The organism is Brucella cytisi (genome assembly GCF_038433355.1).
Taxonomy (GTDB): Bacteria; Pseudomonadota; Alphaproteobacteria; order Rhizobiales; family Rhizobiaceae; genus Brucella; species Brucella cytisi.
On sequence record NZ_JBCAUP010000010.1, the window covers coordinates 162838 to 178028 of the forward strand.

Here is a 15191-nt window from a genome sequence, read left to right on the forward strand (position 1 = left end):
CTGGGCGAAACGGCAGGTAGGCTCTATGGTGGTAAATGCCGACGAAGCAAAAACGCTGCGCCATTTTCTGGAAAGCGCGCCTATCAGTGCGGTTTTCAATGAAAGCGACTTGAGCGTTCTTAGCGCCCTGCCCATATCCTCAAAAAACTATGCCCCGCACACCGTGGTGAGCAGCCAGGGAGACTGGGCCAACTCGGTTCACATAATAAAGAGCGGTTGGGGCTGCATCTATCGCGATCTTCCCGATGGCGACCGCCAGATTCTGGACTTTCCCATGAAAGGTGATTTTCTGGGTTTCCGAACCGGGCTCGGCTTCAACTATTATACCCTGATTTCGGTTACCGAGCTTTCTGTCCTCGAAATCTCCCTGGATCATCTCACCGAAAGCCTTCTCAACTCCCCTCGCCTTGCAATGACATTCATGGAACTGATGGCGCGCCAGCGTGCCATTCTGATTGAGCATCTCATCAGTATAGGCCGCCGAAGTGCACTTGTGCGTATCGCACATCTCCTGCTCGAACTGGGGCACAGGGCGCGGATCAACGGAACGGGTGATGAAAACAGCTTTTTCTGTCCGCTGACACAAAGCGAGCTGGCCGATGCGCTGGGGCTTACGCCGATCCATATCAACCGGATGCTGCGTGAACTTCGTGAGGACGATCTTCTCGTCTTCCGCAATAATGAGGTCGAATTTCTGAACCGGTCAGCTCTCGTCCATATTTCAAGCTTCGATGAGCACTATCTGACCATGGAAATTTTCCCGCGCGTGCGGATCAGCCGGTGATTGACACGCAAAATCACGGATTATTCCAATAGGAAACTATCGTTGATAATCCATCAAAACTCGCATACTAAAAATACTATTTATATATAAATTAAACCTCAACTTACACATAGAACCAAAGATTAAAGCAGCTGTCATCGCACCGGATATACCGGTAAAGCCTCAAATACATCGCCATATATTCATATATGCGCTATATATTTATCAGAGAATTGCGACTAGTTTCCGCTTCACCATCGTGCCCGGAGGGGCAGCATTGAGGAGGAGGCTCAACGATGCAAGACAATCTCGTCGATTCCGCCGTTGGCAAGGCGACAAAGCGACTTCTGCCATTTCTGGCAATCATGCTGATCCTGGCCTTTCTGGACCGCGCCAATATCGGTTTCGCCAAGTCCGAGTTTCAGGCTGACACGGGCTTAAGTGACGCTGCCTATGCATTCGGAGCCGGCATATTCTTTATCGGATATGCGCTTTTTGAAGTTCCCAGCAACATCATCATGCACAAGGTCGGCGCACGCCTCTGGCTGAGCCGGATCATGATTTCGTGGGGTATCGTCTCCGCCGCCATGATGTTCGCTCATACGGAAGGCGTCTTCTACACGCTGCGTTTTCTGCTCGGCGTTTGCGAGGCCGGTTTCTATCCGGGCGTCCTGCTTTATCTGACCTATTGGTTCCCCGCGAAGCAGCGCGCACGCGCGACCGGTATCTTTTATCTTGGCGTTCCGCTGGCGCTCGTCCTGGGAAGCCCGCTTTCCGGCTGGTTGCTGACCCATCACGGTATTTTTGGCCTCACCAACTGGCAATGGATGTTCGTGGTCGAAGGGCTTGGCGCATCACTGGTCGGGATCATCGCCCTTTTCTACCTGACGGATCGCCCCGAAAAAGCGCGCTGGCTCTCGGTCGAGGAGCGCGATGCCCTCACACGGGTTATCGCCGCGGAAGAAGCCGCAAAAGAAACACAGGCTCAGCATTCAGCCATGTCGGTACTGAAAGACCGCCGCGTCTGGGCTTTTATTGGCATCTACTTCTTCCTGCAGATCGGCACCGCGCCTTTGACCTTCTATTTCCCATCGCGCTTCGCACAGGCAGCATCGAATGGGCAGATGAATCTTCTTATCGGCTCGCTTCTCGCCCTTCCCTGGCTGTGCTCGGTCATCGCAACCCGTTATTTCACGGTTCTGGCCGACCAGACCAACCAGCATCGGCTTGTCTGTATGGGCATGGTCATCGCTGGAACAGTGGCGCTTGCCGTCATCGGGCTTACCGGCAACCCATGGCTGATGCTTCTTGCGGCCTGCATTGCCGTGCCGGGCCTCACAGCTTCGCAACCTGTATTCTGGAGCCTGCCTACCCGTTATCTGGGCGGGATCGGCGCGGCCAGCGGCATCGCCTTCATTGTTTCCATCGGTAATCTCGGTGCATTCTTCGCGCCGCAAATCAAGAATTGGGCCGATGTCGCAGTGGGCAATCACGATGCTGGTTTCTATACACTTGCGGCCCTCTGCGGCATCGCTGTTCTGCTTCTCGCAGGTGCTCGCAAGGCCGCTCCAGGAGGGCGAGTGGTCACTGCCAAATAAGGTTCATCTTCGCGAAATTATTGAAACAGAACCCTCGCTCCAGCGGGGGTTTTTCTGTTCCAAATATGTGGAGTCACTCTATATTCAGCGATCGAAATCAACCTTCGAAAGGACTGCACAATGAGGATAAGCGCCCGCAATCGACTAAAGGGAACAATCGTCGAAGTCACCAAAGGGGCAACCACATCCCATGTCCGGATCGATATCGGCAATGGTGTGGTCGTTACCTCGTCCATCACCAACGAGGCTGTCGACGAGCTTGGCCTGAAAGCTGGCGGCGCCGCTTATGCCGTGGTGAAGGCATCCGACGTGATGATCGCAGTTGACTGAACTCTGCAATTGAAGCGTTTGTTGCATGTGAAGAAAATCTTTTTCGCACGCAACCTTCCTTCTTCAACAGTTCGTCACTTGCGACGGGCTGGAATAGTTGCTCCCTTCGTCCTAGATTCAGGGCACATATCAAGGGAGCGCATATCATGACCTACAGCAAGAACCCCGAAGCGATTGCGAAGCTCACGCCCGAGCAATATCGCGTCACACAGGAAAGCGGCACCGAGCGCCCCGGGACCGGTGAATATCTCTACAACAAAGAGCCGGGAATTTACGTCGATATCGTTTCGGGCGAGCCGCTCTTCGCCTCGGCCGACAAATATGAGTCCCATTGCGGATGGCCCAGCTTCACCAAGCCGATCGAACCCGCCAATGTTGCCGAACTGAACGATATCTCGCATGGCATGGTACGGACCGAAGTGCGCTCGGCACATGGCGACAGTCATCTGGGCCATGTCTTCCCGGATGGGCCGGTTGATCGCGGCGGCCTTCGCTATTGCATCAATTCGGCCTCACTCCGTTTCGTTCCAAAAGACCGGATGGAAGCGGAGGGATATGGTCAGTATCTCGATCAGGTCGAAGATATCGGTTGATTTCTATGTCAGGCCCGGACCCGTTTCGGGCCTGAATGCTCTCCAAAGATAGAGGCGACCTTGCCAGACGAAACAAAGAATTCCGTTCGGATTTTAAACCCTGACAATGTCGCACCGCCTATAGCGGCTTATTCACATCTGGCAGTCATTCCGTCCGGCACGGAACTTCTGGTTATTGCAGGCCAGGTCGGCTTGGACTTGAACCGTACAATTCCCGAAGAGCCGGAAAAGCAATACGAACTGGCTCTGCGCAACATTGTCGGCATCCTCGACAGTCAGGGCCTCACTCCGGCCAGTCTGGTGAAGCTGAACATCTTCCTCGTGGACCGGCTCGACCCGGAACGCGCCAAAAACATCCGCGCTGAGTTACTGGGTGACAGCCTTCCACCGACCACGCTCGTTTATGTCGCCGGACTGGCACGGCCCGAGCTGAAGGTCGAAATCGAAGGCATGGCCGCGCGAAGTATTTGAAATAAAATAACCGCGATATGGAAATAATTTGCATACAAATTAATTGATCCACAGGCATTACATCGGGCCATGAAGTAAGACTTCTTTCTGTCGCAATGATCACTAATCTGATCCAGCGCACCGCTTCGGCGGAATCAGGCAAATGCGCAGCCTCGGTATGATTATGCTATCACCACACATACCGAGGCTTTCCGGGGCTTTTGGCCGTTTCATGTCCATTACGCCGCCCCATTCCAGATATTTCTTCACTCTGATAGGTAAATCAACCGGCACAATGGTTGCAGCCGCAGCATGATTTCCATTGCAAATAGCGAAAAACTATATTCAATATACTGTCTTACTATTAAAGGACTATCGATTTCGATAACGCAACATTTTGGGAGGCAGCTTGGACAGCGCAGTTGGGGCCTACCGGATTTATTCTGAAAAGGAGTGCTCGGACGCACCTGCACTCGACTGGCCCTACGTTTGCGCACTGCACCTGCTCCGAGAACCCTTCGAGAACGCGATTTCGGAGTTTCTCGCCTTCGTGGGCAATGCATCGCGGGCTGATCGCGCCTGGATGATCGAATATTCGCCTGATCTGCTGCGGTTTTGTAACACGCATGAATGGTGCAAAGGCGATACAACCGCCTATATTTCCGAACTTCAGGAAACCCCAACCACGCTAATTGGTTGGCTGCACCGTTATCTGACCGAGGGACAGGCCGTCGCCGTCCACGATGTCAGGGGGCTGCCGCGCACCGCGCGCGCCATCCAGGCTGAATTCCTGCGTCAGGGCAATCAAAGCATACTCAGCATACCGGTTTTTCATCAGCGTCGGCTGCGAGGGATCGTCGGTTTCGATACGACCGTGGAAGCCAGACACTGGTCGCGCGCGGAAATCAAGGCCATGTTCCAATGTGCGTGCCTGATCGCACAGGCGAAATATTCGACCTCCGATGAGGAAGCGGTGTCAGACGAAGAGCCCGACCCGACATCAGTAATCTATGTCAGCAAACGCGGCGTAATGCGCGGAGTGTCCCCGGAGGAAATCATCGGGGTGCGCTCGGCTGGCAATTACAGCGAGATATGGCTTGGCGATGGTTCCTCCGTTCTTGATTCCAGACCGCTTGGCATATGGGCAGGCATTCTCCCCGCTAGCGTCTTTTTTCGCATTCACCGCACGACGTTCATAAACGTGCTGCATGTATCGGACTTGGACAGAAGTACCATCGACAAATGGCTGGTCAGGATGCGTGGCATCGATCAGTCGTGGCCGGTCTCGCGATCCTATCGAAAAGCGTTGCGGGAGCGCCTGGGCTTCTAGCCTTTGTTTCGCCTTGTTTTCGCCCGTTCGTCGCCACAAAATTTGATGCGAAATAAGCAGATTTTGCTCCAAAAAATGCCGCTTCAGCGCCGAACGGACGCAAATCCCGAACTTCCTCAATTTGAAATCGGCGCTTGGAGCATAATCCGAACGGAGCAAAACGAGGATCGATAAGATTATGCTTTGGAAAGAAAATCTTAGAGCACCGATCTGATTGAATCAGATCGGTGCTCTAAGACAGATCCAGATGTGCCTTGAGCGGCATGTCGTCATGAACCGGAACAGTCTGCCTTTCGATCATGCGATGGACGAGCGGCGGCTTGTCCCCTTTGTGCAAAGAAAGGAGCCGTTCCGACACTTCGGCATCGGCCTGGGTGCGACGCTGGTTATGGCGGACATACTCGACCCAAGTTGGCACGTGATAGCTTTCCGTCCAGGTTTCCGGATTCTCCAGATCACGCAGCAGCACCCATTGCCGGGCACCATCGCGGATACGCATACGGCGGCGCAAAGCCATGGCGGAAAGGAAGGCTGGAACATCTTCCTGTGCGATCTTGTAGTCGACCATGATCATGATCGGACCGCTGCGCGAACGCAAATCCAGCCGAAGCTGCGGCTCGCTGAAACGGTTGAGCGGGTCGAGATTGAGGTCTTCAAATTCAGGCTGCGGCAGGAGCAGACCGATCAGCGCGCCGAACATCAGCACCACGGCAGCAGCCAGAAGCGCGCCTGGCACGCCATATTCATCTGCGACAGAGCCCCATAGCCAGCTACCTGCCGCCATCCCGCCGAAAGTCGCCGTCTGATAGAGCGCCAGAGCACGCCCCACCACCCAGCGCGGCGTGGAAAGCTGTACGGTGACGTTGAACAGCGACAGCGCCAAAACCCACGAAACACCCGCAGGCAGCAGGAAAATGCAGCTCAGCCACATATTCCGACTGATCGACAGCAAGGCACAACTGATCGCAAAGGCCACAAAAGCACCGCGCACCAACCATTCATTGCCGAGCAGTTCGCGAAGCCGGGCACTGAGCAAGGCGCCGCCAATGGCGCCAAGCCCGAAAAAGCCCAGCATGATACCGTAGGTGAGCGCTGTTCCGTCGACGAGGTCGCGCGCGACGAGCGGCAAAAGCGCCAGAATGACAATCGCGGACAGACCGAACAGAAACCCCCGGAACATCACCTTGAGCAGGTTCGGCGACATAGCGACATAACGCAGCCCTGCCACCATGGCCGGTCCCAGCGTTTCGCGCGGCAGGGTGGATTTGACCGTTTCCGGCTTCCACTGCCATAGCGCCAGAATAAGCGCACAATAGCTGAACGCGTTGAAAATGAAGGCAAAAGCAGCACCCGCTGCCGCAACGATGATGCCGCCGATGGCAGGACCAATGCTGCGCATGAGATTGAAGCTCATGCTGTTGAGCGCTACAGCTGCGGGCAGATTGGTACGGGGCACGATGTCCCCCATCGACGCCTGCCATGACGGGTTGTGCAAGGCCCCGCCGCAGCCGATCAGGAATGTGAAGCTGAGCAGCATCCATGGTGTGAGAATGCCAAGATAGGCAAAAACCGCCAGTGCAACCGAAACAATCAGTAGTAAAACCTGCGCGGTGAGCATGATGCAGCGGCGGTCGAAATTATCGGCCAAGGCGCCTGCAGCAACTGAAAAGATCATCACGGGCAGAGTTGTCGAAGCCTGCACCAGTGCAACCATATCGTCCGAATGGGCGATGGTTGCCATCATCCAGCCAGCACCGACCGTCTGCACCAGACCGCCGAGGTTGGAAACCAATGTAGCTGACCAGAGCGCCCGAAATGTTTTGTATTGGAAAGGCGCCAGGGGGGAAATTCTCTGCGGCACCGGACGACCTCCCGTTCCATCTGCCTAATAGAGCGGATACGTGAATCTCTCCCAAGGGACAAGGGGTTAAAACCAAAACCGGCGCAGAACTTCTCCTCCAGTGAGGCTTCCAAACAGTTTTTCTCCCCCGATTGACTCCACCTATCAATTAGGTAGACTGGTCTACCTAATCATTCGGACGAAATGTAATGAGCGATCCCGCGACACCTAGTTCAAAACCGGCACGCGAGCGGCTTCTGCAAGCGGCAGCGGAATTGTTTTACGATGCGGGCATTTCGGCGACCGGGATCGACGCGATCATCCAGCGTGCGGGCGTGGCAAAGCAGAGCCTCTACAACAACTTCGCATCCAAGGCGGAGCTGGTGGCCACCTATCTGGAGCATCGCCATGCCGAATGGCTGGGCCTCTATGACAAGCGCCTGGAAAAGGCAGCAAGCCCGATGGATGGGATACTGGCCATATTCGACGCTTATCGCGATCACGCGGAATTTGCCTACGAACACGGGTTTCGCGGCTGCGGGCTGCTGAATGCGGCAGCAGAACTGCCCGCTGGCGATCCGGGCCGCAAGGCGGTGAGAAAACACAAGGAAGAAGTCGAAGGCCTGCTTGTGACACATCTCACCGGCTTGATCCCGGACGATCCACCTCGGGTCCGCCAGCTCGCCGTGCAGCTCTCCTTCATTCTCGAAGGAGCAATCATGCGGGCTGGCCTTGAAGGCAATAGTGCGCGTCTTGGCGAGGCCAAGGCCATGATCACGACAATTTTGAAACCAGTGTAAAATGCAATCATCAAAAAGCTATCTTCTGGGAGTGACCGCCATCATCGTCGCTTCCACCATCTGGGGCACGACAGGCACCGCAGCAACCTTTGCGCCCGAGGTTGGCGCGGCGGCGATCGGCGCCGCTGCCATGGGACTTGGTGGACTGGCGCAGGCGGCAATCGCCTGGCGCGGGCTGATCGCTTCACGAAAGGCGCTCGCCGATCAATGGCGCGTCCTGTTGGTGGGAGCCGTCTGCGTCGCGATCTATCCCCTCGCCTTCTATGGCTCCATGCGGATGGCTGGCGTGACCATCGGAACGGTCATTTCGCTCGGTTCCGCCCCGCTTCTTTCGGCAGGGATTGAGTATCGGCAAAGCGGCTTTCGCCCTTCGCTGCGCTGGCTGGCAGGTGCGATCATCGGCATTGTCGGCATGGTGCTGCTCAGCATGTCGGAGGACGGCGGCGGCCACGCCGCGTCAGCAGAAGGCTCCACACTCATGGGAGCCTTGGTCGGATTGGTGGCGGGCTTCACCTATGCGCTTTATTCCTCATGCGCGCGCCAGCTGATGCAGGGCGGCATATCATCGACAACCGCCATGGGCGCGACTTTCGGTATAGGCGGTCTTTTGTTGATGCCAGTTCTGCTCGCAACCGGCGGACCGTTCCTCGCCTCGTGGAACAATGCAGCTGTCGGCCTATACATGGCCTTCGTGCCGATGTTCCTCGGCTATGTCTGCTTCGGTTACGGGTTGGGCCGCGTTGAAACCAGTGTGGCGACGACGATCACACTTTTTGAACCGGTTGTCGCCGCGTTCTTCGCAGTGGTCATTGTCGGTGAACGCCTTTCCGCCCTCGGCTGGTTTGGTGTTCTTCTGGTTGTCATCTGCCTTGTCTGTATCACCATACCGACCCGCAGCCAGAAAGCCCCGCTGGAAGTGCCCGAGCCATCAACCTGACACGCACTGTCCGAAAACCGTTTCACACTTTTCGGGATGCGCTTTTTAACCAGGCTTTGACTGCGTCGACCGATTCCGGATGACGCGGTTTTCGCAGGGAAACCGCATAGAAATCCGCGCCCACCCGTAGCTCGGTGGCCATTGGCTGGACGAGGCTGCCCGCTGCAACGTCCTTTTCCACGAAGAAACGGCTTGCCAGTGCCAACCCCTGCCCGGCAATCGCCGCATCGATGGCAAGTGACGTCTGGTTAAAGCGGACATTCTTCGGCGATGTCGACACACCGCCCGGAAAAGCCTTTTCCAAATATTGCGGCCAGAAATTATGCGCGTCGTGCAGCAGCGGATAGCGCTTTAGATTTTCCGGCAGCCCCGGATCACCAAGCCTTTCGACCAGCACCGGGCTTGCCACGGCGACAATCACGTGCTCGAAAAGCAGCTCCGCGTTCAGCCCAGGACCGAAAGGCGGCGCGCCGTAGCGTACCGCCAGATCGACGGCATCGGTCTGGAAATTGGCGACCTTGTCGCTGGCGACAATGCGCAATTCTATATCGGGATGTGCGTGCGTAAATTCCGCCAATCGCGGGATCAGCCACTTCGATGCGAAGGTCGGCGTCACGCTGATGGTCAGGTGCCGCGGCTCGGGTCGCAGCATTTCGGTCGCCTCCGAAAGCAGGTCGAAAGCCCGTCGCACATTGGCAATGTATGCACGGGCCGGTTCGGTCATGACCAGCGTGCGGGGTTGGCGTTCAAAGAGTTTCAGTCCAAGCTCTGCCTCAAGCCCGCGTATCTGCTGGGCCACTGCTGCCTGTGTCACGCCAAGTTCTTCCGCTGCCAGCCGGAAATTCAGATGTCGCGTGACGACTTCAAACACACGTAGACCATTGAGCGAGGGAAGCCTTTTCATGAGTTAAACTCGATAGAATTTCTATTGATTAAAGTTACGCGTTTTCGTTCGTCACGATAATGGCTCTCCGCTATAACGTCAAATAATGGTTGTCGACAGTTGCGACCTGGTGCAACATTTCGGAAAAAGGAACGCATCATGACAGTAGAAAAAGTAGCGATTGTAACGGCGGGCGGAAGCGGCATGGGCGCAGCCGCCGCGCGCAGGCTTGCGCAGGACGGTTTCAAGGTTGCAATCCTCTCATCCTCCGGCAAGGGCGAAGCGCTGGCACAGGAGCTGGGTGGCCTCGGCGTCACCGGATCAAACCAGTCGAATGATGATCTGAAGCGCCTCGTAGACCTTGTTCTGGAAAAATGGGGCCGTATCGACGTGCTGGTAAACAGCGCAGGTCATGGCCCGCGTGCGCCGATCCTCGAAATTACCGATGAAGACTGGCACAAGGGAATGGACACTTATTTCCTGAATGCAGTTCGCCCGTCGCGTCTCGTCGTGCCGACGATGCAGAAGCAGAAGTCTGGTGTCATCATCAATATCTCGACCGCATGGGCATTCGAGCCGAGCGCCATGTTCCCAACCTCGGCGGTGTTCCGCGCAGGGCTCGCCTCTTTCACCAAGATTTTCGCCGACACCTATGCTGCCGACAATATTCGCATGAACAATGTTCTTCCAGGCTGGATCGACAGCCTGCCGAAGACGGAAGAGCGCCGAGCAAGCGTTCCATTGCAGCGCTATGGCAAGAGCGAGGAAATCGCGGCGACGATCGCCTTCCTCGCATCGGATGGCGCCGCCTACATCACCGGCCAGAACCTGCGCGTGGATGGCGGGTTGACGCGAGCTGTTTAAACTACGACTCGACGGTGAGCCGCCGCATGGCGGCTGCCGTTTCCTCATTGGCGGGGAAGAAGGTCTCGATGACCACTTCCGACAGCGTGATATCGACGGCGGTGCCGAATACCGTCGTCGCGCTCAAAAACTCCAGCGGGCCTTCACGGCTGTCGATCCTGAGCGGAATGGCCACCGGATTATCAGTGACAGTCCCCCCACCCGAAGACACCGCGCGCGCGGGAACCGGATAGGACTTCAGTTCATCGAGAAGCGCTGCCAGACGCGGATCGGCTGAATTGTCCGCATCGCGGGCAAGGCGCGCAAGAATATGGCTGCGCCACTGCCGAAAATTCTGGATGCGCGGGGCCAGTCCTTCCGGATGCAGGCTGAGGCGAAGCGCATTCACCTCCCCCTGCAGAAGATATTCCGCCACACCCTCCGTGAGAACACCTACCGCCTTGTTCGCCAGAAGCAGGGTCCAATGCCTGTCGATTGCAAGGGCCGGATGCGGGTTGTGTCCGTGCAGCAGGGCTTCAATCACGCTTCGCGCGGCGGCAAATTCCGGCGCTTCCAACCCTCGCTCGCTGTGAACGGGCGCATATCCGGCGGCAACCAGTATCCGGTTGCGCGCCCGCAGCGGCACGTCCAGATGTTCGACCAGACGCAGAACCATGTCGCGGCTCGGCACCGAGCGCCCCGATTCAAGAAAACTCAGATGACGCTGCGAAATCTCGGCCTCGACCGCCAAGGATAGCTGGCTGAAGCGGCGGCGCTGCCGCCATTCCCGGAGAAGCGAGCCGACTGTCTGTTGTGTTTCGGTCATAGGCTTGTCGGATCCCTTGAACGATTTGACTGCCCATCATGGCTGGTAGGTGCATTCTGGAATGCGCCGCAAAATTCATAGCAACAATTACCTCTCACGTAATCGACCCCAGAACGCAACAGGGCAAATATGCAGCCAGCCCGAAGAACGGGACGCCAAATTGAAAGGTCGATAGGATGAAAACCGCACACCCAATATTTGCCCTCAAACCGCTCGTCGCCATTGATGCCATTACCTGCGCAGCGATGGGTGCCGCGCTTGTCACTGCCTCAGCACCGGTGGGCGAACTGACTGGAATTCCAGCGTCGTTGCTTTACTGGGCAGGCGTACTGCTGCTGCCAGTGGCGGCCTTCATAGCATGGGTGTCGCGGAGCTCAAATCCTCCGGCATGGGCGGTAAACCTCGTCATTCTTGGCAATGGCGCATGGGTTGTTGCCAGCCTTTTCCTGCCTGTTGCAGGAATGATTGCACCCAATCTGTTCGGCTGGGTTTTTCTCGTTGGACAGGCCGCGGCTGTGACTGTGCTTACCTGGCTCGAAGTTCGCGCCGCCCGCATCCCTCAAACCGCATTCTGATCGAACGGAGACCTCAAATGACCGCTTATGCAATCGCGCAGCTTCGCAATGTTCGGGTTAATCAGGGAATTGTCGATTATCTGAAAGCCATCGATGGAACTCTCGCACCGTTCGACGGACACTTCATCATCCACGGCGGACCTAAGGACGAACTGGAAGGTTTGTCACCGGACGATCTGATCGTCATCGCTTTTCCCGATCTGGCAACAGCACGCAACTGGTATGCCTCGCCTGCCTATCAGGCGATTATCGAATGGCGCCGGCAAGGATCAGAAGGAGAGGTGTTTCTGATCGACGGCGTCGATAAAGATCACCGCGCCGCCGATATTCTATGAAGCCAAATCAATCCGGCGACAGTTTTCATTCTGTCGCCGGATTTTTCCGGTCAGGCCGTGTAACGTCTGGTGCCATCCATCCAGGTTTCGCTGACCTTGATCTTGCCGATCTTCACATCCGGCGCAGTCGGGTCTTCTTCCAGAATGGCAAAGTCTGCAAACTTTCCGGTTTCCAGCGAACCAATCTGGTCTTCCATATGACACTGCCAGGCCGCATCGATGGTAACGGCGCGCAGCGCTGCATCCACCGGAATACGTTCTTCGGGGAAGAAGACGTCGCCACCTTCGTTCATCACGCGGGTGACGGCATCTTCGACATAGCTCAGAGGCTCGATCGGTGTCACGTTCCAGTCGGAATGAAGCGAAATCTTGAGACCCGCAGCCAGCGCGGAAGCACACGGATCATAGAAGCGGGCGCGCTCAGGCCCCAGAAGACGGTCGCGGAACGCCTTGCCCCACCAGCGCACATGGCCGATCAGGAAGGACGGCGAAAGCCCCATATCCTTCATACGTACCATCTGTTCCGGGTGGAAAACGCTGCAATGTTCGATGCGATGGCGAAGATCGCTGTTCGAGGACTTTCCGAGAACGGCCTCGTAAGCATCCAGTACCATGTCGATTGCCGCGTCGCCATTGGCGTGAACGCCAACCTGCCAGCCGCCTTCATGCGCCCGGCGGATCACTTCCGTTACCTGCTCAAGGCTGTAGTTCAGGGCGCCGCGCGCATCGGTGCCCAGATAGTTCTCGCGCTGATAGCCTGTCTGCGCCTGATTGGAACCATCGGCCCACGCCTTGATGCCATCAACGCGGAAAAGATCGTTGCCTCGACCGGGCTTGATCCCCTCCTTTTCCCATTCATCCATGATCGTTGACACGAGCATACCGCGATAGCGCACCGGGGCCTTGCCTTCGCCCAGAACCGCATCGAGGATTTTGAGATCTTGCGCACCGGCCATGATGCCGATGCCGCAATCGTGCAGCATGGTGCAGCCAACGGAGCTTGCGTGATCCAGAAAACGCTGGACGCGACCGATCATATCCGCCGCAGTCGGAGACGGCATGACGCCGAGAAACTCCTGTTGCGCCGCCATCTCTTCCAGGCGCCCGGTCAGGCTGCCATCGGCATCCTTTACAAAGCGCGCGCCGGACGGGTCAGGCGTCTCGCGGGTGATACCGGCGGCCTTGAAGGCGGCACTGTTGGCATAGGCGATATGGCCGTTGCTTTCCTGCATGAAGAAAGGATTGTTGGGCGCAAGCGCATCCAGTTCAGCAATCGTCGGAATTTTGGCATCGCGGGTGATGCTGGCATCGAACTGCTGTGCGCGCACCCATTCCCCCGGCTTGGCATCCGCCACGCCTTTCTGCAACTTCGACCAGACGGTCGCGTAATCCGGTGTCGTGATCGGGCTGACATCGATCCAGTCCTCGAATGCCGTGAACACGAAATGCATATGCGGATCGATCAGGCCCGGCATCAGGGTGCGGCCCTGAAGATCCACCACCTGCGCTCCAGAACCGATGGCGGATTGCACGTCATCCAGCTTGCCGACGGCCAATATCTTGTTGCCGCGAATGGCAATCGCTTCGGCACGCGGCGCCTTGTCATTCATGGTCAGGATTGTCCCGCCCTTGAAGATGATATCGCCCGCGGGTGCTGCAGCCTGCTGCGCGAACGCCATGCCCGGCGAAGAACAGGCAAAGGCCGAAGTCGCGGCGGCAGCGCCGAGATATTTGAGAAAATCGCGCCTTGAGGCCGTGGACCGCAGAAACGCCACCATACCCGGATTACAGGCTATACACATCTGAATATCCTCTTTACCGCCACAACAAAAAAGCCCTAGATCAAGTGGCAATTATTTTTGTATCGAGACTATACTTATACAATATTACAATTTATCAAATGGATATTATTGTTACTTTCATTAGTATTTACTAAAATAAACACTCTACAAGATGATCAATTATAAGAAATAAAGATAGACATAGATACATGTTTTTTCTTCGCGATTTCGTGTGCTCGTAACTTTGAGACTGCCTTTTGCACGACAGACACGCACCCGAGCATCGAAATGCGCATTAAAAAAAATCCGCCGTAAACCGACGGATTTCACAAAAATTCTTGGAAATTAGGGGGCAATCAGCTGCGTTTGGTTTTTCGCTGCGCCCGCTTGGCTGTATTATGCGCTATAGCAGCTTGAACGAGTGCGATGAAGGCATCTTCGTTGACCTCTTCACCTTCGCTTATGTCCAGCGCGCGGCGCGTATTGCCTTCAAGACTGGAATTAAAGATGCGGGTGGGATCGTTCAGCGCTGCGCCATTGGCAAAAGTCAGCTTCACGACCTTCTTGTAAGCCTCGCCGGTGCAGATGATGCCGTCATGCGACCATACCGGCACGCCACGCCATTTCCATTCCTCGATCACGTCGGGATCGGCCTGCTTTATGAGCGCCCGCATTCGGGCGAGCGTCTCGCCGCGCCAGTCATCGAGCTCGACAATCCGCCCGTCAATAAGCTTTGAAGCGTCATTATCATCTGTCATGAAACCCCTCCCAGAGCGTCTTTCGATCTGCGCTCCAACCTACATTTTCTCACCCGGCAGCTGGCTTGCCTGTCTGATCCAGTCCGTCAGCTGGGCTTCATCCACATCGTCGTGCTCATGAATGTGGAAATAGCGCGTATCCTGGCTCTTGGATTCAACCGGCGGCATCGGCTTCAGCTTGGCGCCGCGAAAGAATGCAACCTTTATATATTTGTCGAAACAATGATAGCTGAGGAACCACCCCTCTCCCTTCATTCCGTAGAAGGGGGAATTCCATTTGACCGCTTTATGCACATCGGGAACGGTACGCACGATGAGAGCATCCAGGCGGCGACCTGCTTCGCTTTTCCATCCCGGCATGGCAGCGATATAGGCCTGAACCGGCGCATCCCCTTCCCCTTTTGCAATCTGGGGATTGCCGCCCGACAAAAGTACCGGACCGTCAGGTTTTTTATCGCTCATTACGTTTCCTCCACCGATCGCGTCTCCCGCTGGTTCTTCGTTGCTGGGACCATACATCTCATCCGGTTTGCGACCAAGCTTTGGATG

17 protein-coding genes are annotated in these 15191 nt (G+C 56.2%); 11 read left to right on the top strand and 6 right to left on the bottom strand.

Annotated features, from left to right (window positions below; genetic code table 11):
- Positions 1–25 precede the first annotated feature (25 nt).
- The 6 genes from AAE521_RS11115 to AAE521_RS11140 all read left to right on the top strand — a co-directional run bounded on the left by AAE521_RS11115 (position 26) and on the right by AAE521_RS11140 (position 5064).
- Positions 26–784, top strand: coding sequence for a Crp/Fnr family transcriptional regulator (locus AAE521_RS11115; RefSeq protein ID WP_010658565.1), 759 nt, complete (start codon positions 26–28; stop codon positions 782–784).
- Positions 785–1059: 275 nt separating this feature from the next.
- Entirely contained in the window at positions 1060–2361 is a 1302-nt protein-coding gene (locus AAE521_RS11120) for an MFS transporter (protein WP_071630899.1), read from the top strand.
- Between the two features lie 120 nt (positions 2362–2481).
- Complete coding sequence (locus AAE521_RS11125) at positions 2482–2691, top strand: TOBE domain-containing protein (RefSeq protein WP_342061340.1); 210 nt, start codon at positions 2482–2484, stop codon at positions 2689–2691.
- 146 nt (positions 2692–2837) lie between these two features.
- Positions 2838–3284, top strand: coding sequence for a peptide-methionine (R)-S-oxide reductase MsrB (msrB, locus tag AAE521_RS11130; protein ID WP_010658562.1), 447 nt, complete (start codon positions 2838–2840; stop codon positions 3282–3284).
- Between the two features lie 60 nt (positions 3285–3344).
- Complete coding sequence (locus AAE521_RS11135; protein WP_071630900.1) at positions 3345–3755, top strand: RidA family protein; 411 nt, start codon at positions 3345–3347, stop codon at positions 3753–3755.
- Positions 3756–4143: 388 nt separating this feature from the next.
- Positions 4144–5064 (top strand): LytTR family transcriptional regulator DNA-binding domain-containing protein, encoded by a 921-nt coding sequence (locus tag AAE521_RS11140; RefSeq protein ID WP_010658560.1) that lies wholly within the window; start codon positions 4144–4146, stop codon positions 5062–5064.
- 232 nt (positions 5065–5296) lie between these two features.
- Here AAE521_RS11140 and AAE521_RS11150 read toward each other — a convergent pair whose 3' ends face one another.
- On the bottom strand, positions 5297–6925 hold the full coding sequence (locus AAE521_RS11150) for an MFS transporter (protein ID WP_342061341.1): 1629 nt from the start codon (positions 6923–6925) through the stop codon (positions 5297–5299).
- A gap of 188 nt (positions 6926–7113) precedes the next feature.
- Here AAE521_RS11150 and AAE521_RS11155 point away from each other — a divergent pair, with 188 nt between their 5' ends.
- Together AAE521_RS11155 and AAE521_RS11160 are read left to right on the top strand one after the other, a co-directional pair.
- Positions 7114–7704, top strand: a complete 591-nt coding sequence (locus AAE521_RS11155) for a TetR/AcrR family transcriptional regulator (protein ID WP_071630902.1) — start codon at positions 7114–7116, stop codon at positions 7702–7704.
- A gap of 1 nt (position 7705) precedes the next feature.
- Entirely contained in the window at positions 7706–8641 is a 936-nt protein-coding gene (locus AAE521_RS11160; RefSeq protein WP_071630903.1) for a DMT family transporter, read from the top strand.
- 22 nt (positions 8642–8663) lie between these two features.
- Here the strand turns inward: AAE521_RS11160 and AAE521_RS11165 are convergent, their stop codons facing one another.
- A complete protein-coding gene (locus AAE521_RS11165; protein WP_342061342.1) occupies positions 8664–9545 on the bottom strand; it encodes a LysR substrate-binding domain-containing protein in 882 nt (293 codons plus the stop codon).
- A gap of 138 nt (positions 9546–9683) precedes the next feature.
- Between AAE521_RS11165 and AAE521_RS11170 the strand changes: the two genes are divergently transcribed.
- Positions 9684–10388 carry an SDR family oxidoreductase gene (locus tag AAE521_RS11170; RefSeq protein ID WP_012092789.1) on the top strand — a complete coding sequence of 235 codons (705 nt, stop codon included), beginning with the start codon at positions 9684–9686 and terminating at the stop codon, positions 10386–10388.
- 1 nt (position 10389) lies between these two features.
- On the opposite strand, the gene AAE521_RS11175 is transcribed toward AAE521_RS11170, so the two are convergent.
- Positions 10390–11193, bottom strand: a complete 804-nt coding sequence (locus tag AAE521_RS11175) for a helix-turn-helix domain-containing protein (protein WP_071630905.1) — start codon at positions 11191–11193, stop codon at positions 10390–10392.
- 176 nt (positions 11194–11369) lie between these two features.
- Between AAE521_RS11175 and AAE521_RS11180 the strand changes: the two genes are divergently transcribed.
- The gene (locus AAE521_RS11180) at positions 11370–11768 is read left to right on the top strand and encodes a hypothetical protein (RefSeq protein WP_342061343.1); all 399 of its coding nucleotides are present in this window, start codon (positions 11370–11372) and stop codon (positions 11766–11768) included.
- 17 nt (positions 11769–11785) lie between these two features.
- Positions 11786–12103, top strand: coding sequence for a DUF1330 domain-containing protein (locus AAE521_RS11185; protein WP_071630907.1), 318 nt, complete (start codon positions 11786–11788; stop codon positions 12101–12103).
- Positions 12104–12153: 50 nt separating this feature from the next.
- Here the strand turns inward: AAE521_RS11185 and AAE521_RS11190 are convergent, their stop codons facing one another.
- The 3 genes from AAE521_RS11190 to AAE521_RS11200 all read right to left on the bottom strand — a co-directional run bounded on the left by AAE521_RS11190 (position 12154) and on the right by AAE521_RS11200 (position 15104).
- Positions 12154–13905, bottom strand: coding sequence for an amidohydrolase (locus AAE521_RS11190; RefSeq protein ID WP_342061344.1), 1752 nt, complete (start codon positions 13903–13905; stop codon positions 12154–12156).
- 335 nt (positions 13906–14240) lie between these two features.
- On the bottom strand, positions 14241–14642 hold the full coding sequence (locus AAE521_RS11195) for a DUF1801 domain-containing protein (protein ID WP_071630908.1): 402 nt from the start codon (positions 14640–14642) through the stop codon (positions 14241–14243).
- A 39-nt stretch (positions 14643–14681) separates the two neighbouring features.
- The gene (locus AAE521_RS11200) at positions 14682–15104 is read right to left on the bottom strand and encodes a DUF1801 domain-containing protein (protein WP_342061345.1); all 423 of its coding nucleotides are present in this window, start codon (positions 15102–15104) and stop codon (positions 14682–14684) included.
- Positions 15105–15191 lie beyond the last annotated feature (87 nt).